This window comes from Mesorhizobium sp. B2-1-8, from assembly GCF_006442545.2.
GTDB lineage: Bacteria > Pseudomonadota > Alphaproteobacteria > Rhizobiales > Rhizobiaceae > Mesorhizobium.
In genome coordinates this window covers 482,923-501,826 of sequence record NZ_CP083952.1, presented here as the reverse complement: position 1 = coordinate 501,826, position 18,904 = coordinate 482,923, and the positions used below count along the sequence as shown (strand labels likewise).

Annotated in this window: 17 protein-coding genes; 8 read left to right on the top strand and 9 right to left on the bottom strand. The window is 64.3% G+C overall.

All coding sequences use genetic code 11. The features are described 5' to 3' along the window. Nucleotides 1-103: 103 nt before the first annotated feature. Nucleotides 104-718, top strand: coding sequence for a bifunctional nicotinamidase/pyrazinamidase (gene pncA / locus FJ970_RS02355; RefSeq protein WP_140757353.1), 615 nt, complete (start codon nucleotides 104-106; stop codon nucleotides 716-718). A 34-nt stretch (nucleotides 719-752) separates the two neighbouring features. Further along, nucleotides 753-2,171 (top strand): sodium:proton antiporter, encoded by a 1,419-nt coding sequence (locus FJ970_RS02350; RefSeq protein WP_140757352.1) that lies wholly within the window; start codon nucleotides 753-755, stop codon nucleotides 2,169-2,171. Nucleotides 2,172-2,255: 84 nt separating this feature from the next. Here FJ970_RS02350 and FJ970_RS02345 read toward each other — a convergent pair whose 3' ends face one another. From FJ970_RS02345 to gcvA, 8 genes are all read right to left on the bottom strand, one after another. Further along, nucleotides 2,256-2,978 carry an ABC transporter ATP-binding protein gene (locus FJ970_RS02345; protein ID WP_140757350.1) on the bottom strand — a complete coding sequence of 241 codons (723 nt, stop codon included), beginning with the start codon at nucleotides 2,976-2,978 and terminating at the stop codon, nucleotides 2,256-2,258. Continuing rightward, complete coding sequence (locus tag FJ970_RS02340) at nucleotides 2,975-3,700, bottom strand: ABC transporter ATP-binding protein (protein ID WP_140757349.1); 726 nt, start codon at nucleotides 3,698-3,700, stop codon at nucleotides 2,975-2,977. The genes FJ970_RS02345 and FJ970_RS02340 overlap by 4 nt, the downstream gene beginning before the upstream one ends. Beyond that, nucleotides 3,697-4,659 carry a branched-chain amino acid ABC transporter permease gene (locus FJ970_RS02335; protein WP_140757348.1) on the bottom strand — a complete coding sequence of 321 codons (963 nt, stop codon included), beginning with the start codon at nucleotides 4,657-4,659 and terminating at the stop codon, nucleotides 3,697-3,699. The genes FJ970_RS02340 and FJ970_RS02335 overlap by 4 nt, the downstream gene beginning before the upstream one ends. After that, nucleotides 4,656-5,537: a branched-chain amino acid ABC transporter permease gene (locus FJ970_RS02330; RefSeq protein ID WP_140757347.1), complete on the bottom strand. Its 882-nt coding sequence runs from the start codon at nucleotides 5,535-5,537 to the stop codon at nucleotides 4,656-4,658. The genes FJ970_RS02335 and FJ970_RS02330 overlap by 4 nt, the downstream gene beginning before the upstream one ends. 292 nt (nucleotides 5,538-5,829) lie before the next feature. Beyond that, the gene (locus FJ970_RS02325) at nucleotides 5,830-7,134 is read right to left on the bottom strand and encodes an ABC transporter substrate-binding protein (RefSeq protein ID WP_140757346.1); all 1,305 of its coding nucleotides are present in this window, start codon (nucleotides 7,132-7,134) and stop codon (nucleotides 5,830-5,832) included. A 169-nt stretch (nucleotides 7,135-7,303) separates the two neighbouring features. Beyond that, nucleotides 7,304-8,737 carry a hypothetical protein gene (locus FJ970_RS02320; RefSeq protein WP_140757345.1) on the bottom strand — a complete coding sequence of 478 codons (1,434 nt, stop codon included), beginning with the start codon at nucleotides 8,735-8,737 and terminating at the stop codon, nucleotides 7,304-7,306. A 161-nt stretch (nucleotides 8,738-8,898) separates the two neighbouring features. Beyond that, the gene (gene pncB / locus FJ970_RS02315) at nucleotides 8,899-10,203 is read right to left on the bottom strand and encodes a nicotinate phosphoribosyltransferase (protein ID WP_140757344.1); all 1,305 of its coding nucleotides are present in this window, start codon (nucleotides 10,201-10,203) and stop codon (nucleotides 8,899-8,901) included. Nucleotides 10,204-10,322: 119 nt separating this feature from the next. Beyond that, a complete protein-coding gene (gene gcvA, locus FJ970_RS02310) occupies nucleotides 10,323-11,294 on the bottom strand; it encodes a transcriptional regulator GcvA (protein ID WP_140757343.1) in 972 nt (323 codons plus the stop codon). Nucleotides 11,295-11,503: 209 nt separating this feature from the next. Between gcvA and speB the strand changes: the two genes are divergently transcribed. The 4 genes from speB (at nucleotide 11,504) to FJ970_RS02290 (ending at nucleotide 14,765) form a co-directional block, all read left to right on the top strand. Beyond that, entirely contained in the window at nucleotides 11,504-12,565 is a 1,062-nt protein-coding gene (speB, locus tag FJ970_RS02305) for an agmatinase (RefSeq protein ID WP_140757342.1), read from the top strand. Between the two features lie 83 nt (nucleotides 12,566-12,648). After that, nucleotides 12,649-13,458 carry a transporter substrate-binding domain-containing protein gene (locus tag FJ970_RS02300; protein ID WP_140757341.1) on the top strand — a complete coding sequence of 270 codons (810 nt, stop codon included), beginning with the start codon at nucleotides 12,649-12,651 and terminating at the stop codon, nucleotides 13,456-13,458. Nucleotides 13,459-13,464: 6 nt separating this feature from the next. Further along, nucleotides 13,465-14,121 carry an amino acid ABC transporter permease gene (locus FJ970_RS02295; protein WP_140757340.1) on the top strand — a complete coding sequence of 219 codons (657 nt, stop codon included), beginning with the start codon at nucleotides 13,465-13,467 and terminating at the stop codon, nucleotides 14,119-14,121. After that, nucleotides 14,118-14,765, top strand: a complete 648-nt coding sequence (locus tag FJ970_RS02290; protein ID WP_140757339.1) for an amino acid ABC transporter permease — start codon at nucleotides 14,118-14,120, stop codon at nucleotides 14,763-14,765. The genes FJ970_RS02295 and FJ970_RS02290 overlap by 4 nt, the downstream gene beginning before the upstream one ends. A gap of 43 nt (nucleotides 14,766-14,808) precedes the next feature. Here the strand turns inward: FJ970_RS02290 and FJ970_RS02285 are convergent, their stop codons facing one another. Further along, nucleotides 14,809-16,212, bottom strand: a complete 1,404-nt coding sequence (locus FJ970_RS02285) for an MATE family efflux transporter (protein ID WP_140757338.1) — start codon at nucleotides 16,210-16,212, stop codon at nucleotides 14,809-14,811. A 234-nt stretch (nucleotides 16,213-16,446) separates the two neighbouring features. Here FJ970_RS02285 and FJ970_RS02280 point away from each other — a divergent pair, with 234 nt between their 5' ends. Beyond that, nucleotides 16,447-17,364: an AraC family transcriptional regulator gene (locus FJ970_RS02280; protein WP_140757337.1), complete on the top strand. Its 918-nt coding sequence runs from the start codon at nucleotides 16,447-16,449 to the stop codon at nucleotides 17,362-17,364. Nucleotides 17,365-17,605: 241 nt separating this feature from the next. Next, nucleotides 17,606-18,877 (top strand): ABC transporter substrate-binding protein, encoded by a 1,272-nt coding sequence (locus FJ970_RS02275; RefSeq protein WP_140757336.1) that lies wholly within the window; start codon nucleotides 17,606-17,608, stop codon nucleotides 18,875-18,877. The last annotated feature ends 27 nt before the right edge of the window (nucleotides 18,878-18,904 follow it).

The following is an 18,904-nucleotide window of genomic DNA, read 5'->3' as shown; positions in this document are numbered from 1 at the left end:
CGCCATCTGGTCGAGTTTCTCCCTCCGGTCGCGCCAGCGGCTTTTTCTTTCGCCCGGTCCCTCGTTCGGAACCCGAGCCCTAGCCTGACAGGAAGGAAACCCCATGGCCGACGAAGCGCTCGTTGTCATCGACCTGCAAAACGATTTTTGCCCGGGCGGCGCGCTGGCGGTGGCCGGCGGCGACGAGATCGTGCCGCTGGTCAATGACATGATCCGGCGAACCGACCATGTCGTGCTGACGCAGGACTGGCACCCCGCCGGCCATTCCAGCTTTGCCTCCAGCCATCCCGGCGCGCAGCCTTTTTCGACGATCGAGATGCCCTATGGTCCGCAGACTTTGTGGCCGGACCATTGCATTCAGGGCAGTCTTGGCTCGGATTTCCATTCCGGCCTTGCCTGGACCAAGGCCGAACTCGTCATACGCAAGGGATTTCGCCCTGCCATCGACAGCTACTCGGCCTTTTTCGAGAACGATCACACGACGCCGACCGGGCTCGCCGGTTATCTCCGGGAGCGCGGTATCGACACGCTGACCCTGGTCGGCCTGGCGACCGATTTCTGTGTCGCCTTCTCGGCGCTGGATGCGGTCAAACAGGGTTTTAGCACCACGGTCAGGCTCGATGCCTGCCGTGGCATCGATCTCAACGGATCGCTCGAGACAATGCTGGCGAAAATGCGCGATGCCGGCGTGACGCTCGAAGATCACACGTCGGGCTGACGGCACCATGGGGAGCAGAAGGGGATCTTTGCCGATGGCGATCGGAGCGGCCGGTGCGATCGTCGTCGCGATGCTGTTTCCGGTATCGGCCTTCGCGGCCGAAGAACACGGCCTGCCTGGCGCCACGATGTCGCTCTGGTGGGCGCTGCCTTTTGCCGGGCTGCTCCTGTCGATCGCGACCGGTCCGCTGCTGTTCCACCATGTCTGGGAACATCACTACGGCAAGATCGCGGCCTTGTGGGCGGCGCTGGTGATCGTGCCGCTCGCGGTCGCCTTCGGTGCTCCGGCGGCAACCGAGGCGGTGCTGCACGCGCTGCTCACCGAATACATGTCGTTCATTGTCCTGCTGTTTGCCCTCTACACGATTTCGGGCGGCATCCTGCTCGCCGGCAACATCCACGGCACACCGCTGGTCAATGCCGGACTGCTGGCGGTCGGGGCGCTGCTTGCCTCGGTGATCGGCACGACGGGCGCCTCGATGATCCTGATCCGGCCGATCCTGCGCGCCAACGACAACAGGCCTTTCAATGGCCATGTCGTCATCTTCTTCATTTTCCTGGTATCCAACATTGGCGGTTCGCTGACGCCGCTCGGCGACCCGCCGCTGTTCGTCGGCTTCCTGCGCGGCGTCGATTTCTTCTGGACGACCACCAACCTCTACCGGGAGACGCTGTTCGTCGGCGTCGTCGTGCTGGCGGTGTTCCTGGCGATCGACCTCATCCTGCACCGGCGCGAGGCCGGCGCGCCGAAGATCAAGGATCCAACACCGGATACGAAAGTGCGTCTGCGCGGCCTGGCCAACCTTCCGCTGCTGGCCGGTGTGATCGGCGCCATCCTGCTGTCGGCGGCCTGGAAGCCGGGCGTGAGCTTTTCCGTGTTCGGCGTCGGTCTCGAACTGCAGAACCTGGTGCGCGACGCGGTCATTCTCGCGCTGGCCCTGCTATCGCTTCCCCTCTCGTACAAGAGCCACCGCCAAGCGAACGGTTTCAATTGGGGTCCGATCGCGGAAGTGGCCAAATTGTTCGCCGGCATCTTCATCTGCATCGTTCCGGTGGTCGCCATTTTGAGAGCCGGCCATGACGGCGCGCTGGCGCCGCTGGTCGCGCTCGTCACGTCGGCACAAGGCACGCCCAACGACCTCGCCTATTTCTGGCTGACCGGGGCGCTGTCATCCTTCCTCGACAATGCGCCGACCTATCTGGTGTTTTTCGAGCTGGCGGGCGGCGACCCTCAACACCTGATGACGGAGTTCGCCTCGACGCTCGCCGCGATCTCGGCGGGCGCCGTGTTCATGGGCGCCAACACCTATGTCGGCAACGCCCCCAACTTCATGGTCTATGCCATTGCCAGACATCGCGGCGTCAAGATGCCGGGCTTCTTCGGCTATATGCTGTGGTCCGGGCTGGTGCTGATCCCAACCTTCCTGATCGCGGGTTTTCTGTTTTTCCGCTAAGCTCATTCGACGCAATTCCCAAGGGAAAGCGCTACGCGCTTTTCCCGGGAAAACCGCTACACACTTTTCCTGGAATTGCTCTCGTCAACCGACGCCGACATAGCGCCGGACCGCCGACGGGTCGGCGCGCAGGGCCTCGACATCGACCGTCTCGCGGTTGCGGCCGTTTTCGATGAAGCAGACACGATCGGCGACCGACAGCACGGCATCGACCCGCTGCTCGACCAGTATGGTGGAGACACCCATCTCGCGCAGCTTCGACACCGTCTCGCGGATCTTGGCGATCATCGACGGCATCAGCCCTTCGGTCGGCTCGTCGAGCAAAAGCACCTGCGGCTCCAGGCAGAGCGCACGCGCCATCGCCAGCATCTGCTGTTCGCCGCCGGACAAGGTGCCCGAGCGCTGCCGCAGCCGTTGGCGCAGCAGCGGGAACAGATCGAGGACGTTCTCGCGTGTCGCCTTGTCCTTGCCGCGCGCCATCAGCCCGATCTCGATATTCTCGGCCACGGTCATCTCGGCGAACAATCGCCTTCCCTGCGGCACATAGGCGACGCCGGCCTTCGGCACCTCATGCACCGGCAGGCCGGTCAACTCCCGGCCAGCGAGCCTGATCGAACCGGCACTTGCCGGAACCAGGCCCATGATCGCTTTCAGCGTCGTCGTCTTGCCGGCGCCGTTGCGGCCGAACAGGCACAGCACCTCGCCCTTGTTCAGCACGAGATCGAGTCCGTAGAGCACCTGGACCTCGCCATGGAAGCAATCCAGCCCCGAGATCACCAGTGCATCGGTCTTGCTCGTCTCCGTCATGGGGCGGTCCCCAGATAGGCTTCCTGCACCGCGGCGTTCTCACGGATGGCTTCGGGCGCACCCTCGGCGAGGATCCTGCCGGCGTTGAAGACGGTGATGCGGTGCGCGAGCTGCATGACGACCGGCATGTTGTGCTCGATCAGGAGCACGGTGGCACCTCCTGCGATGTCACGCACCAGGGCGATAAAATTGTCGATCTCGCTGTCGGCCAGACCTTGCGTTGGCTCGTCGAGGATCAGCAGGCGCGGCTTCAGCGCCAGGCCCATCGCCACTTCCAGCAGTCGCTGATGGCCGTAGGACAATTGCCCGGCCGGCATATGGGCGCGGTCCGCCAGCCCGGTGCGTTCGAGCGCCGACATGACGCCGGCACGCACGGCACCCTTCGAACGGCCGTCGCTCAGCGTGCGCTGCACCGGCAGCGCGACATTGTCATAGGCGCTGAGGTTGGCGAAGACGCTGGTGATCTGGAAGGTGTAGGCGATGCCCCGGCGGACCCTGACATAGGCCGGCAGGCCGGTGATGTCGGCGCCGTCGAAGAGGATCGCTCCCGAAGAGGGCCGGATGCGGCCGCTGACCAGGCTGACGAAGGTGGTCTTGCCCGCGCCGTTGGGGCCGATGACGGCGCGGATTTCTCCGGGCATCAAGGTGAAGTCGACGTTGTCGACGGCGCGCAGGCCACCGAAATTGCGCGACAGGGCCTTGGTGGTCAGCAGCGGCGTCATGGCAGCCACCCGAGCCAGCGCTGGCGGATGGTGCCGAGAATGCCCTTCGGGAAGAACAGCACCAGCAGGATCAGTGCGATGCCGACGATCAGCAGATAAGCCGATGTGTAGCCGCTGGTGATGTCGATGACATAGTACATGAACAGCGTGCCGATCAGCGGCCCGAGCGTTGTCGCCGCACCCCCGAGCAGCACCCACAGCAGCGGCAGGATGGAATACTGCACCGAGGCGAAGCTCGAGCCGACATAGCCGAACAGCAGCGCGTAGGCGGCGCCGGACGCCGCACAGATCGCGCCGGAGACGACGACGGCGGCGAGCTTGTTGGAGAAGGTGTCGTAGCCCAGCATCTTCGTCCGTTCCGCGTTCTCCCTGATTGCGACCAGCACGCGGCCATGTCTGGAACGGACGACGGCGAGCGTGATCAGCAGCACGAGAGAGAACAAGCCGAGCGCCGTCATGTAGCGCACGGTCGGGTTGGTGAGGTCGAGCGATGTGGCGCCGAAAGTGAGGACACGTGCCGGCTGCGGCACGACCATGCCCTGATCACCCCCGGTCCAGGCCGCGAAATAGAGGATGGCGAGATAAAACACCTGGGCGAACATCATAGTGACGATCATGAAGGCGACACCCGTGGTGCGCAGCGCCAGGAGGCCGATGATCAGCGAAAGAACCACTCCGCAGCCGAGACCAGCGGCGAACGCCGCCGGCACGCTCCAGCCGAGCTGGATGACGGCGAGCCCGGCGCCATAAAGCCCGGCGCCGAAGAACATGGCATGGCCGAGGCTGAGCAGGCCGACATAGCCGAACAGCATGTTGTAGCCCATGGCGAAGACCGCCAGCACCATGATGCGGGCGAGCAGACCGTGATAATAGTCCGGTAGCAGCAAGCTCAGCACGAAGAGCAGGGCGATGACGCCGAGATGCAGTGCATAGGCCTTTGCCGGCGAAGCTTCGCTCATCGCGACGCCGTCCCGAACAGGCCTTGCGGGCGGAACACCAGCACCATGGCGACCAAGAGCGTGGCGATGATCTTGGCCAGCGTCGGCGAAAAGAACATCGAGATGATGCCGTCGGACAGGCCGATCAGCACGGCGGCGACTACGGTGCCGCGCAGCGATCCGAGGCCGCCGATGATGACGACAATGAAGGACAAGAGCAGCGGATCCTGCCCCATAAGGTAATGCGCCTGGCTGATCGGCACGATCAGCACCGCGGCAATCGCCGCCAGCATGGCGCCGAGCGCGAAGACGCCGCCATAGACGCGGCCGACCGGGATGCCGAAGGCTTGCGCCGTCTCGCTGTCATACTGCGTGGCGCGCATGATGAGACCAATTTTCGTGCGCGTCAGCACCAGCCATGTCGCGATCAGCAGGAGAGCGGAGGCGGCGATAACAGACAGCTTGTAGCCGGAATAGCCGAACCACGGCAAAAGGATGCGATAGCTGAACGGCGGCTCGACGGGCCGCGCTTCCGGGCCATAGAAAGTCAGCGCCAGCTGCTGGATGATGTAGAGCATGCCGATGGTGGCGACGATGGTGGCTTCCGGATTGTAGTTGAGCCGGCGCAGCACCAGCCGTTCGGCGACCAGCGCGATGGCGCCGACGATCAGCGGCGCGATCACCAGGGCCGCCAGGAAGCCCAGGGCGGGGTGGCCGCCGACTGTCGATGTGATCGCCCAGGCAAGCACGGCGCCCAGCATGAAGAACTCGCCATGGGCGACGTTGACGACTCGCATCACGCCGAACACCAGCGACAGGCCAAGCGCGGTCAGCGCCAGCACGGCCGACGTGACGAGGCCTTCGAGGGCGGCGAGGAGGAGGTGAGGGCCGAAGTGCATCTATGCACCAGCGGATGCGTGAGGCACCCCCCTCTGCCCTGCCGAACCCGGCCCTGCGCTATCGCTCCGGGCGTTCGTCGTTCGGAAAGCCAAGCAATTGGCTTTCCGTCCGCTGCGCGGACCACTTCTCACCCCCCGCAAGGGGGGAGATTGGCAACTTGTGCGGATGCGGCCACCTTCCAACCTTGGTGATTGGCGAAAGCCATGGCGACATCCGATCTCCCCCCTTGCGGGGGAGATGTCCGGCAGGACAGAGGGGGGTGGCTTGGCGTTCACGCTTGCTGGAATGAGCCTAGAGCGCCTGCGTCGTGTAATCCCCTTCGGCCTCGTAAAGCCCGTCCTCGATCTTGGTCTTGTGGACGACCTTGAGCTTGCCGCCTTCGACCTTGGAGATGTTCTGGATGCCAAAGCACTGGTGGATCTTGCCGTTGAAGGTTTTCGGCCCCTGCGGATGCTCCGGCCCTTCGGCGAATTCCTTCAGCGCCTCGGTCGCCTCGACCAGCTTGGCGCGATCTTCCGGCCCCTTGTAGCCAGCGTCCTCCATCGCCTTCTTGACGACGTAGAGCGTTTCCCAGCAGCCGAACATGTGCGCGGCGGTGGAGACGTCCTTGGGGTCGCCGACGGCGGCGCCATTGTCGTCGATGCCGACGGCGGCGCGATAGGCTTTCTGCGCTTCGGTGTCATCGGGCTGGGCGTAGCGCGGCGAGCCTTCCCAGAAATGGCTTCCGTCGAGGAATTCGAGGCCGGGGCTGTTGATGTCGACGGCCTCGAGCGAATCGATGAAGCCGAAGAGCTGCGGCCGGTTGGAGCCGTAGAACTCGCCGAGTTCCTTGACGAAGGTGAGCACCGCGGGGCCGACCATGACGTGGTAGATGACCTCGGTCTCGGCAGGGATCTGCGGGAAGTATTTGGTGAAGGAACTCTCCGTCGGCGGGATGGCGATCTGCGCGATCACCTCGGCGCCTTGCGCCTTCAGCGCCGGGGGCAGGTAGTCGCGATGGTCGTAGCCGAAGGCGAAATCGGGGAAGATCTGCGTCACCTTCTTGCCGGCATTGGCCGCGATCCACGGCGCCATCGACTGGATCTGGCTCTTCACGTCGGTGATGCCGGGCTGGAAGACGTAGCGGTTGAGCTTGGTCGAGGCGACGTGGTGGCCTTCGCTGACGACGAAGTAGGGTATCTTGTTTTCGCCGGCGGCGGGCGCCGAGCCGATGACGACATGCGAGAACAGCGTGCCGAAGACGATGTCGGTCTTGTGCTGGGTGGCGAACTTGCCGACCACTTCGGCGCCGCGGCCGGGATCGGTGCCGTCATCCTCGATGATAACCTCGACCTGACGGCCATTGATGCCGCCGGCGGCGTTGATCGCCTTGATCGCGGCGGCGGTGGTCTTCTCGTACCAGCGGCCATAGGCGGCGCCAATGCCGGTGCGGTGCGACTGGAAACCGATCTTGATCGGCGCGGAGCTTTGCGCCTGGGAATAGCGGACGAAGCCGGGCGCGGCGGCGAGGCCGGCGCCGGCGGCCAGACCCTTCAGCGCCGTGCGGCGGGTAAGCGTGGTTTTGGAGAGGTCGAAAAATCCGTTCTTGTCAGTCACGTTCGTTCCCCTGTTTTTGTGTTTTGACCAACGATAAGGCGGCTCGAACATCCTCGGCAAGAGGATGCAAAATTGCATGTGTACAAACTAAATCACCAAAGGCCTGACCTGGCAAGCGAGCTTTCCGCCGGGCATGGCTCACCCGGATGGCCCACGCGGACAGCTTGTCTCATCCGACTGTCGGCGTGGCAAGCAGCCAAAGGCCGAAAATGGTGTAGGCGATCATCAAGACGGTGAGCGGAAACTGGCTGAGCGCGGCGCGGGCCGGCTGGGGGTGCAGGCGCCAGGCAAAGCCGTGGGCGACGAGAACCGCGAGGACATGGCCAAGGATGATGGCGCCGGCCTGGATGTTCCACAGCCACCACGCCGACGCCGCGCCGGCAACGACCCCGGCTTCGACCTGCATGTCGGCGGTGCCGAACAGATTCCAGCCCAGTGCGAAGGGGTCGGACAGGGCGGCCAAGGCATATTGGCCGTCGACCAGCAGCGCCGTCAGATAGTGCGCGACATGATAGGCGAGCGCGATCGGCACGATCGACCACACCAGCAGTCCCGCTGCCTCGGCGAGAGGCCGATCGCTGCCGGCAAGGCGCTGGCCGAGGACCACGGCAAGCAGGAACACTGCCGCGAGCAGCACGAATGTCAGGACAAGGCCAAGGCTGCCGCTGCCGATCACCGCCGAACGGCCGGGAAATTCCAGTGGATTGATGCCGAACAGGCCGAGCCAGAAGAAGGTCTTCGACAGGCCGTCGAAGGAGACCGAGGACAGAGCGAGCAGCAGGAAGGCGATGCCGCTGGCCGGCAAAGGCTCGGCCGTGAGCAGCTTGGCGCCCGGCCAGCACAGCGCAAGACGGCCTTTGTCGCCGCGCTCGACCGGCGCGAAGCGCGCCACCATCGAAAAGAAGATGCCGAGGAATTCACCGCTGCGGCCCCATTTGTCGTAGCCGAACACCAGCATGGCCATCAATGTGAACAGCCAATAGAGGCCGGCGACCCATGCAAGCCGTGCCGGATCGTCAGGAGCTGGATAGACGAGTTCGAACCAGGCAAAGGCGATGAACATGACGACGGCCGGCCAGCGGCCAAGCGACTGCGGAAGTTGCCAGGCCGCCTCGTCGCCTCTGCCGCTTAGCCGCGACAGCAGCCGCCATGGCCCGTACCAGGGGTTGAGCCACGCCCAGAGATCGCCGAATACGCCTTGCAGCAGCGTCAGTCCGGCCCATAGCAGCGTCCAGATCACCAGTGGAAGCGGGTTGGAGAGGGGATCGCGGCTGCCGAGGAAGCCGGCGGCGATGAGAATTGCAAAGCCGGCAAAGGAGATCAGGCTGACGGTGGTTCGGGTGGCGTCGCGGAAGGCGAATAGCGGCAGGCGGCGGCGCCAGAAACGGTCAATCCAATCCGCCGGCAGCAGCGCCAGCACGAGGAAACTGGCGGCTACGGCGAAGGCGCCGCCGATGAGATAGTAGCCGGTGGGGAGCAGGAGGACGTGGCTGCGGTCGGAGGCGTGGGCGAAGGCGGGCGTGGGGCCAAGTAAAGCGGCAATCAGGAAAGCTAACGATAGACGGAAGCACTCTACGGCGCCCCCCTCTGTCCTGCCGGACATCTCCCCCACTTGGGGGGAGATTGGCAGTTCGCTCGATCGGCGCCAGTCGAAGGCGGAGACAAAGTCCAATCTCCCCCCTCGGGGGGAGATGTCCGGCAGGACAGAGGGGGGCGCGACGGAACTCGACCTATCCAGGTTTTCCATCCCGCGCGCCCTCAACCTCAAACCTTGACCAGTTGCTCCACGCGATCCTTCTGCCCGAAAATCCTCAAATACCGCTCGATCTCCTTGAGATCGCCGGTCGCCTTGGCCGGGTTGTCGGACAGCTTGACCGCCGGCCTTCCATTGGCCTCGGTGACCTTGCAGACGAGCGATATGGCGTCGAGGCTGTTGGTCTCGGTCGGCGCGCAGCCTTCGAAATCATTGGTCAGGTTGGTGCCCCAGCCGAAGGACATGCGCACCTTGCCCTTGAAGTGGCGGTAGGTCTCCTCGATGGTTTCGACCTCGAGCCCGTCGGAGAAGATCAGCAGCTTCTGCCTGGGGTCCTTGCCCTTTTCGCGCCACCACGACAGGATTTTTTCGCCGCCCTCGATGGGCGGCGCGCTGTCGGGACGGAAGCCGGTCCAGTCGGCGACCCAGTCCGGCGCGTCGCGCAGGAACGAAGCGGTGCCGAAGGCGTCGGGCAGCACGATCAGCAGATTGCCGCCATAGTAGCGCTGCCAGTCCTGCAGCACCTTGTAGGGTGACTGCTTCAGCTCTTTTTCCGAATTGGCCAGTGCCGCGAACACCATCGGCAATTCATGCGCGTTGGTGCCGAGCGCTTCGAGGTCATTGTCCATGGCCAGCAGCACATTGGAGGTGCCGGTGAACGCCTCGCCTACGCCTTCCTTGAGTGCCTCCACGCACCAGCGCTGCCACAGGAAGGAATGGCGCCGGCGGGTGCCGAAATCGGAAATGCGAATGCCGGGCAGCGCCTTCAGGCGTTCGGTCTTGGCCCACATCTTGGCCTTGGCGCGGGCGTAGAGCACATCGAGCGCGAACGGCCCGTAAGCCCGCATCGCCGCACGGGATCGGAGTTCGTTGATGATGGCGAGCGCGGGGATCTCCCACAGCGTGGTGTACATCCACGGGCCGGAGAAGGAGAGCTCATACTGACCGTCGCGCTTCGACAGCTCGTATTCCGGCAGCCGAAAACCTTCCAGCCAGGCGAGGAATTCCGGCTCGAAGATCTGCTTGCGGCCATAGAAATTGTTACCACCCAGCCAGATCATCTCCTTCTTGGAGAAGCGCAGCGTGCGGGCATGGTCGAGCTGTTCGCGCAACTCACCTTCGTCGATCTCGTCGGCGAGCCGCACCGAAATGGTGCGGTTGATCAGGGAAAAAGTGGCATCGACCTTGGGGTACATGCCCCAGATCATCTGCAGCATCAAAAGCTTGTAGAAGTCGGTATCGAGCAGGCTGCGCACGATCGGGTCGAGCTTCCAGGTGTGGTTGTAGACGCGCCGCGCAATATCGGTCTTGGCCATGTCTCGTTACCGCCTTCGCTGCCCTGCCACCACAATAGCGACAGGCCTCATAGCATCGAATTGACCAAAACGCTGCTTGCTTTCAGGCTGGCCCGACAAAAAGAAAGTCCTGCGTGCGGCTACGAGGGTTTGCCGCCCATCACCTTGAGCGCGGGACGTTTGCGGCGGATGACGAGGCGGCCCGCCACAGGAGCGTCGGCGCGGCTGTCATCCCCGGCCTTCTCGGCGAACAGCCAGTCGATAAACACCTGCACGATCGGCGTCGCCCGCATTTCGTTGCGGCAAACGACATAGAAATCATCGACCGCCGGCACCGACAGGCTGAACGGCGCGACCAGCATGCCCCTGGCGAGCAGCGCGCTTGCCGTCACGGAATCGCCCAGCGCCACGCCATGGCCATGGACGGCGGCTTCCGCCGTCATGCGCGCATCGCCGAGATGATGGCGCCGGCCGCGCTCGAGGTCCAGCGCGTCGGCGGCGGCCAGCCAGGTGTGCCACTCGCGGCCATCGTCACCATGCAGCAGGACATGGTCGGCGAGGTCGCGAACATTGCGGATCGGCCGGTTGTTGATCAGCGTCGGGCTGACCACCGGGAACAGCTCCAGGCCCGACCATTTGCGCATCCAGCAATCGGCCCAGCTGCCATCGCCATAGTGCACGCAGACATCGATGTGCGGCGCCCGGATATCCCTTGGGTCGTTGGAGGGAATGAGCGTCAGCTGGATATCGGGATATTGCGCAGTGAAGCTGCCGAGCCTCGGCGTCATCCACAAAAGCAGCAGCGCCGGCACGCAGGACACCGACAGCGCGCCGCTGCTTGCCGGCCGCGTCAGCCGTTGGGTGGCGGCGGCGATGCCGTCGAACGCGACCGATACGGCCGGCAAAAGTTCGGCGCCATGCGGGGTCAGCTTGACCCGCTGGCCGACCCGCTCGAACAGCTTGACGCCAAGCGATTGTTCCAGCGCCTTGATCTGGTGGCTGACGGCGCCATGCGTGACATTCAGCTCACTCGCCGCCTTGGTCAGCGAGGCATGGCGCGCCGTGGCCTCGAAGGCGCGCAGCGGGTTGAGAGGTGGCAAGCGCTTGGCCATGGATGCTCGGCTTCATTGTGAGATTTTCTCACAGAAACCACCCTAACAATATCAATTGCTTTTTCAAAGCGGCTGCCGGAGACTTTGCCCCAAGACAACATGAAGACCTGAATTTGCAGACAGCCAGCGGGACAGCAGCCCGGCCGGATGACGGTCGGCTCGCCCGAGGTCACCAATTGCAACGCTGCATCGGCTGAGGAGAAGCGGATATGGGATACGATCGCGGTAAGCTCGACGCGCTGCGTCGCAAGTATGGCGAGAGCCATGGCGGCGAGATGTTCGACCCGAAATTCCGCAAGGTCGCCGACAAGATCTTCTCCAAGAGCGGCACGCGGCTGGCGCCCTATTCCGGCATCCCGACCTTCCTCACCGCGCCCTACCGCGAAATCGCGGCGGACAATCCGGACTTCGGCGACCTGCAGGTGGCGATCATTGGCGTGCCGATGGATCTCGGCGTCACCAACCGGCCGGGCTCGCGCTTCGGGCCGCGCGCATTGCGGGCCATCGAGCGCATCGGCCCCTACAACCATGTGCTGGAATGCGCGCCGACGCATGAGCTCAGGGTCGCCGACATCGGCGACGTTCCGTTCCAGAGCCGTTACCGGCTTGAGACCAGCCATGAGGATATCGAGCGGCGCATCAACCAGATCGTCGACGCCGGCGTCATCCCGTTGTCGGTCGGCGGTGACCACTCGATCACGCACCCGATCCTGAAGGCGGTCGGCAAGAAGGCGCCGGTCGGGCTGATCCACATCGACGCCCATTGCGACACCAGCGGCCTGTTCGACCTGACCAAATTCCACCACGGCGGCCCGTTCCGCAACGCGGTGCTCGATGGCGTGCTCGATCCGACACGCACCATCCAGATCGGCATTCGCGGCGCGGCCGAGTATCTGTGGGAGTTCACCTACGAATCCGGGATGACCGTGGTCCATGCCGAGGAGGTGACCGGGCTCGGCGTCCCCGCCATCATCGAGAAGGCGCGCAGAATAGTCGGCGATGGCCCGACCTACGTGTCCTTCGACATCGACAGCGTCGACCCCGCCTTCGCGCCGGGCACCGGCACGCCGGAAGTCGGCGGGCTGACGACGCGCGAGGTGCTTGAATTGCTGCGCGGCCTAAAAGGTCTCAACATCGTCGGCGGCGACGTCGTCGAGGTGGCGCCGCAATATGACGCGACCACCAACACCGCGCATGCCGGCGCCCAGGTGCTGTTCGAGATTCTGAGCCTGATGGTGTTCAGCCCGGCCGTGACCGGCAAGGGAGCCTGACGTTCAGAAAAGCAAAGGCGGCCGCCGCGCTGGAGCCGGCGGCCGACCCAAACAATCAAAAAGCTTCCAGAAGGGGAATGACAATGACAATCCGCTCGACATTCAAATCATCCATCGCCGCCGTCCTGGTCCTGGGCGCGGCAGGTCTCGGCCTCGCCACGCAGGCTGCCAAGGCCGACGCACTGGCCGATATCACCAAGGCCGGCACCATCAATGTCGGCGTCTTCGCCGATTTCCCGCCCTTCTCCTCGGCCAGCGCCGACATGAGCCTCAAGGGCTATGACATGGACGTCGCGCAGTACATCGCCGACACGCTCAAGGTGAAGCTCAATCCGATCGCCGTCACCGGCCAGAACCGCATCCCCTACCTCAACGACCACCGAGTCGACATCCTGATGAGCGTCGGTTACTCCAAGGAGCGCGAGCAGGTCATCGACTTCGCCGCAGCCTACGCGCCCTACTACATCGCGGTGATCGGTCCGGCAGCGATGTCGGTCAAAGGCAAGGAAGACCTCGCCGGCAAGTCGATCGCCGTCAATCGCGGCACTCTGGAAGACACCTCGCTGACCGAGGCGGCACCAGCGTCGGCCGACATCAAGCGCTTCGACAACTACAACTCGGTGATCCAGGCCTTTATTTCCGGCCAGACCCAGCTGATGGTCGTCGGCAACGACGTCGGCGCCCAGGTGCTGGCCAAGCAGGATGTGCTCAAGCCGGAGCAGAAGTTCCAGCTTCTGACCTCGCCTTCGCATATCGGCCTCAACAAGAATGAGGACGGCCTGAAGAAGGCGGTCAACGATGCCGTCGCCAAGATGTTGGCCGACGGCAAGCTCGACGAAAGCTCGAAGGCCTGGCTGAAGACGCCGCTCAACCCCGACAACCTCAAGGATTGAGTTGCCGTGGCCTTCGGCTGGCTTCCAGGTGCCGTGGGCGACATCGCGCACGGCGCGGCGACGACGATCCTTTTGATCGCCGTCACCACGCTGGCGGGAACGCTGCTCAGCATCCTCGGCGCCGCTGGGCGGCGAAACGGCCCCGCGCTGCTGCGCCGGGCCATCGCCTGGTATGTGGAGGTGATGCGCAACACGCCGTTCCTGGTGCAGCTGTTCTTCATCTTCTTCGGCCTGCCGAGCCTCGGCATCAGGCTCGACCCGATCCTGGCCGCCATGCTGGCGATGACGCTCAACATGGCAGCCTACACCATCGAGATCGTCGGCGCCGGGCTCGACGCGGTGCCGAACGGGCAGACGGAGGCGGCCCTGGCCCTTGGACTGCGGCCACGCCAAGTGTTCATCAAGATCGTGCTGCCGCAGGCGCTCAAGATCATCTATCCCGCGCTGACCAGCCAGATCGTCATCATGATGCTGGAATCCGCCGTGGTGTCGCAGATCGCGGTGCGCGAACTGACCTACGAGGCCGACATGCTGCAGGCGCGCACCTTTCGCTCGTTCGAGACCTATTTCGTCGTGACACTGGTCTATCTCTTGATGTCGATGGCCTTGCGGCGGCTGCTGGTCACAGGAGGGTGCCGCGCGCTCGGGGCTGGCGTGTCATGATCGAGTTCACGCTCTGGGACATCGTGCGCAACCTTCTGCTTGCCGCCCGCTGGACGGTGCTTTTGTCGCTGGCCGCCTTCGTCGGCGGCGCCCTGGTCGGGATGGCGGTGCTGTTCTTCAGGATCGCCAAGAATAAATGGAGCCGGCGCCTTGCCTCCGGCTACATCGCCCTGTTCCAGGGGACGCCGCTCCTGATGCAGCTCTTCCTGATGTTCTTCGGCCTGCCGATGCTTGGCCTGCGCATCGAGCCCTGGACGGCGGCGGTGCTCGGCCTGACCTTCTTCGCCAGCGCCTATCTCGCCGAGATCTGGCGCAGCGGCGTTGACGCGCTGCCGCTCGGCCAGTGGGATGCCGGCGCCAGCCTCGGCCTGCACTATCTGCAGGAGCTGCGGCTGATCATCCTGCCGCAGGCGTTCGCGATTACGCGCGCCCCGACCGTCGGCTTCCTGGTGCAGCTGATCAAATCGACGGCGCTGACCTCGATCATCGGCTTCGAGGAGCTGGTGCGGACTTCGAATGCCATCAACAACGCGACCTTCGAACCGTTCAAGGTCTATGGGCTGGTGGCGCTGATCTTCTTCGTCATGTGCTTTCCGCTGACGCAGTATGCGCGGCGGCTGGAGAAGCGGGTGCCGGGCCACTGACAGCCAACAAGGACGGCCACCAGGCTACCGGCGGCCGTGTTTTTCAATGCCCGAAGGCCAGCGACGGCGCGATCCGATCCCGCCGCAGCCAGCGGGCCAGAAGCAGGGCCGCCACCACGGCCAGCCCGCTGGACAGGCCGATCCAGATGCCGACGCCATGGAAGCCGAAATGGAAGGCGAGCAGCACGCCGAGCGGCAGGCCGACGCCCCAGTAGCCGATGGCGGCATAGATCATCGGCACCTTGGTGTCGTGCAGGCCGCGCAGCATGCCGGAGGCAACCGCCTGCGCGCCGTCGAAGACCTGGAACAGGGCGGCAAACACCAGGAACGACACGGCAAGCGCGATCACCCTGGCATTTGCGGGATTGCCCAGATCGATGAAGGCGCTGATCAGGAGATGCGGCCACAGCACCATCACCAGTCCCATCAGCGCCATGAACGAGACGCCGAGGACAAAGGCGGTCCAGCCGGCACGCGACACGCCCTCGGGATTGCCCGCGCCATGCGCCAACCCGACACGCACCGTCACCGCCTGATTGAGGCCGAGCGGGACCATGAAGGAGATCGAGGCGATCTGGATGGCGATGGCGTGCGCGGCCAGAGAATCGGCGTCTATCAGGCCCATCAGCAGGGCAGCGGCGTTGAAGATCGTCACCTCGAAGGCAAGGATGCCGGCGATCGGGAGGCCAAGCCGCAGCAGTCCCTTGAAGCGCGGCCAGTCGGAACGCCAGAAGCGGCCGAACAGATGGTAACGCCGGAATTTCTTCTCCAGCATCACCACGATGGCCATGCCGACGAACATCAGCGTGCTGGACAGCGAGGTGGCGAGGCCCGAGCCTGCGATGCCCATCGCCGGAACACCGAGATTGCCGAACATGAACAGCCAGTTGAAGAAGGCGTTGCAGGCGACGGCGACGAAAACGATGATCAGCGCCCAGCCCGGCCGCTCCAGCGCCGAGATGAACGAACGCAGCACAATATAGCCATAGAAGGGCAGCACCGCCCATTCCAGCCAGCGCAGGTAGATGCCGGCCTGACGCGCCAACGCGGGCTCCTGGCCCATGGCCAGCAGAATGGCCTCGCCGTGCCAAAGCACGAGCCAGATCGGGATCGCGATCAGGATCGCCAGCCACAGGCCCTGGCGCACGGTGCGGCGCAGATCGCGCACGGAATGGCGGCGGCGGCCTAGCTCGGTGGCGATCATCGGCGAGGTCGCCAGCATCAGGCCGAGGCCGAAGATCAGCGGCATGAAATAAAGATTGGCGCCAAGCGCCCCGCTGGCCAGCGTGTCCGCGCCGAGGCGTCCCATCATCATGACGTCGGTGGCGGTCATCGCCGTCTGGCCGAGATTGGTCAGCACCATCGGCCAGGCCAGCGCCAATGTCGCCCTGATTTCCCGACGCCAAAGATTTTCCGGCGCGCGAGCGCCGGCTTCGATCGCAGACATTGTCCTGCTCTTTCAGAACACGGCGCGTCGGGCCACGCCCGGAAGCCGCACAGCAATGGCACAAAATGGCGCCGTTTGCGCCGTCTATTGAACGAAATGCGACATGAAGGCAAGGGAGGAGGCGCGGGAACAGATTGAGCCAGCGCATTGAGCGGGAAGCACCGCCTCGTTCCCTTGCCGGCCGGGGACTGCTACGGATCAGACATCGGCAAACCGGCAGATGTGGGAGGCAGGATGGCGTTCAGACGCAGAAAGAACACGGCCGCGATCCCGCGCACGGCGCCTTCCTTCGAGCATATCGTCACCGAGGCGAGCGACAGTTTCCTGTGGCGGCTGGACGACTATCCCTGGGAGCGCAATGTCTGGAATTTTCACCCGGAATACGAGATCCACCTGCTGCGGAAATCCTCCGGCGTGGTTCTGGTCGGCGACCATATCGGCGAGTTCGGCCCGGGCTACCTCACCATCGTCGGCGGCGGCCTGCCGCATGACTGGGTTACTGCGGTGCAGCCGGGCGAGTTGATCGAGGGCCGCGACATCGTGCTGCAATTCGATCCCGAGCGGCTGCGTGGGTCGGCGGGGCTGCTGCCGGAACTGCGCGAACTGGAGCCGTTCCTGGAGCGGTCGCTGCGCGGCATCGTCTTCCATGGCCGGGCGGCTCTCGACGGTGCCGCGCTCATGGAGCGGATGGGCACGGTGCAAGGGTTGGCCCGGTTCTGCCTGTTCCTCGAACTGGTGGATCTGCTGGCCCGGACCGACGAGTATGAGCTTCTGTCATCGCCGGACTTCCAGCCGGTTCTCGACGCCGCTTCGCTCGACATCATCCAGCGTACGCTGACCTATCTGTTCCAGCATTTCGCCGAAGACCTGAAGCTGCCTGACGTGGCCGAGCTGGCCGGCATGAGCGAAAGCACCTTCTCGCGGTTCTTCCAGAAGAACACCGGCAATTCCTTCAGCGACCATCTTGCCAAGCTCAGGCTCTGGCAGGCGTGCAAGCTCCTGGCCGACACCGATATCCCGATCACCGACATCTGTTTCCAGGTCGGCTACATGAACATCTCCAACTTCAACCGCGCCTTCCTGCGCAAGCACAAGATGACGCCGTCATCCTATCGCAAGCTGTCGCGGCAGCGTCTGGCGATGCGCGCATAAGCGCTTCCTGAATCACCGTTTTGGACCCGATCGATACTCGTGTGACGTGCTCCGTACGGGTATGCCGGTTTCTGCGCTGCACAATGCATAAAAGTACAGGTCTGCTGCAACGGGGCTTCTAGCGTCGCCCCACGCAACTGCGCATTTTGGCGACGGGTGGCATGTCGTTCGGGCGATGGTGAGGATCGCGCAACCCGAGGACCTGCGCTGCCTGCGACGTATTCCTGGAGGAGAAAAAATCATGAAACCAGTTCGGCTCGCTGCCAGCCTTGGCGCAGCTTTCGTGCTTTCCGCTACCGTTTCAACCCTAGCCCTGGCGCAGGCGCCGGTCTGCTCGGCACCGGTCAAGGTGCTGGCGCAGCCACGCGACGGCCTGACGCTTCTGGAAGACTCCAAGGCCGAGTTCGAGAAGCTCTCCGGCGCGAGCTTCAAGATCGATTATCTGAACGAGAACGACCGCCGCGCCAAGTCGCGCGCCGACGCGTCCACCGTCGGCAACTACAACGTCTACTATGTCGATGAAGCGAATGTCGCGCTTTTCGCCTCGTCGAAGTGGATCGTGCCGCTGACCGATTATTATCCGGCTGACTATGACTATGCCGACTTCGATCCGGGCCGCCAGAAGGTCGCCACCTATGACGGCAAGGTCTGGTTCGCGCCGCTGACCGGCGGCGGCGACCTGATGGTCTACCGCAAGGACGTGCTGGAGGGCGCCGGCATCCAGCCGCCCAAGACGCTTGACGAGCTGATCGCCGACGTGCCGAAGCTGACCAACGCCGACAAGGGCATGTACGGCATCGCGCTGCGCGGCGCGCGCGGCTCGGGCGCCAATGTCTGGCGCTGGATGCCGTTCTTCAAGGCCTATGGCGGCAAGTGGTTCGACGGCGACAAGCCGGCCTTCAACTCGGACGCCGCCGTCAAGGCAACCGAGACCTATCTGAAGCTGTTCAAGGATTCGGCACCGGGGACCCAGACCGGCAGCTGGGATGAATCGACCGGCGCATTCCTGTCGGGCCAGGTCGCGATCCTGGTCGAATCGACGCCGCTTTCGGGCATGGCGGTCGACCCGAAGACCTCGCAAGTGGTCGGCAAGATCGGCTTCCTGCCGCCGCCCTCGCCGCTGACGGGCGGCGGTTACGGCCATGGCCTCGCCATCGCCGCGAAAGCCAATGCCGACGACGCCTCGAAGAAGTGCGCCGGCCTGTTCATCGCCTGGGCAACCTCGAAGGAAAACGAGAAGCGCCGGCTCGACGCCCATCAGTTCGGCGAGTTGAACCGCACCAGCATCCTGTCCAGCAAGGAATTCGCCGACATCTACGGCGCCGATCTCGGCCAGGCGCTTGCCGATACCGGCAAGGTCACGGCGGTGAACTTCTGGCAGGATCCGCGCTGGCCGGACCTCGGCGATCGCTGGGGCATCATCCTCGAGGAACTGATTGCCGGCACACGCACCGACGTCAAGGGCAGCCTCAACGAGCTCGAGGCCTATGCCAACGGGCTGGTGAAGAAATAGGCACCTCCCTCTTGCGGCGCACGGTTC

What these genes read in the sequence shown, in the direction of transcription:
- FJ970_RS02335 (WP_140757348.1), bottom strand. Translation starts at nt 4,659, where the DNA reads ATGAGCGAAGCTTCGCCGGCAAAGGCCTATGCACTGCATCTCGGCGTC.
- FJ970_RS02290 (WP_140757339.1), top strand. Translation starts at nt 14,118, where the DNA reads ATGATCGAGTTCACGCTCTGGGACATCGTGCGCAACCTTCTGCTTGCC.
- FJ970_RS02285 (WP_140757338.1), bottom strand. Translation starts at nt 16,212, where the DNA reads ATGTCTGCGATCGAAGCCGGCGCTCGCGCGCCGGAAAATCTTTGGCGT.
- gcvA (WP_140757343.1), bottom strand. Translation starts at nt 11,294, where the DNA reads ATGGCCAAGCGCTTGCCACCTCTCAACCCGCTGCGCGCCTTCGAGGCC.
- pncB (WP_140757344.1), bottom strand. Translation starts at nt 10,203, where the DNA reads ATGGCCAAGACCGATATTGCGCGGCGCGTCTACAACCACACCTGGAAG.
- FJ970_RS02350 (WP_140757352.1), top strand. Translation starts at nt 753, where the DNA reads ATGGCGATCGGAGCGGCCGGTGCGATCGTCGTCGCGATGCTGTTTCCG.
- FJ970_RS02275 (WP_140757336.1), top strand. Translation starts at nt 17,606, where the DNA reads ATGAAACCAGTTCGGCTCGCTGCCAGCCTTGGCGCAGCTTTCGTGCTT.
- FJ970_RS02320 (WP_140757345.1), bottom strand. Translation starts at nt 8,737, where the DNA reads ATGTCCGGCAGGACAGAGGGGGGCGCCGTAGAGTGCTTCCGTCTATCG.
- FJ970_RS02330 (WP_140757347.1), bottom strand. Translation starts at nt 5,537, where the DNA reads ATGCACTTCGGCCCTCACCTCCTCCTCGCCGCCCTCGAAGGCCTCGTC.
- FJ970_RS02345 (WP_140757350.1), bottom strand. Translation starts at nt 2,978, where the DNA reads ATGACGGAGACGAGCAAGACCGATGCACTGGTGATCTCGGGGCTGGAT.
- pncA (WP_140757353.1), top strand. Translation starts at nt 104, where the DNA reads ATGGCCGACGAAGCGCTCGTTGTCATCGACCTGCAAAACGATTTTTGC.
- FJ970_RS02340 (WP_140757349.1), bottom strand. Translation starts at nt 3,700, where the DNA reads ATGACGCCGCTGCTGACCACCAAGGCCCTGTCGCGCAATTTCGGTGGC.
- FJ970_RS02280 (WP_140757337.1), top strand. Translation starts at nt 16,447, where the DNA reads ATGGCGTTCAGACGCAGAAAGAACACGGCCGCGATCCCGCGCACGGCG.
- FJ970_RS02300 (WP_140757341.1), top strand. Translation starts at nt 12,649, where the DNA reads ATGACAATCCGCTCGACATTCAAATCATCCATCGCCGCCGTCCTGGTC.
- speB (WP_140757342.1), top strand. Translation starts at nt 11,504, where the DNA reads ATGGGATACGATCGCGGTAAGCTCGACGCGCTGCGTCGCAAGTATGGC.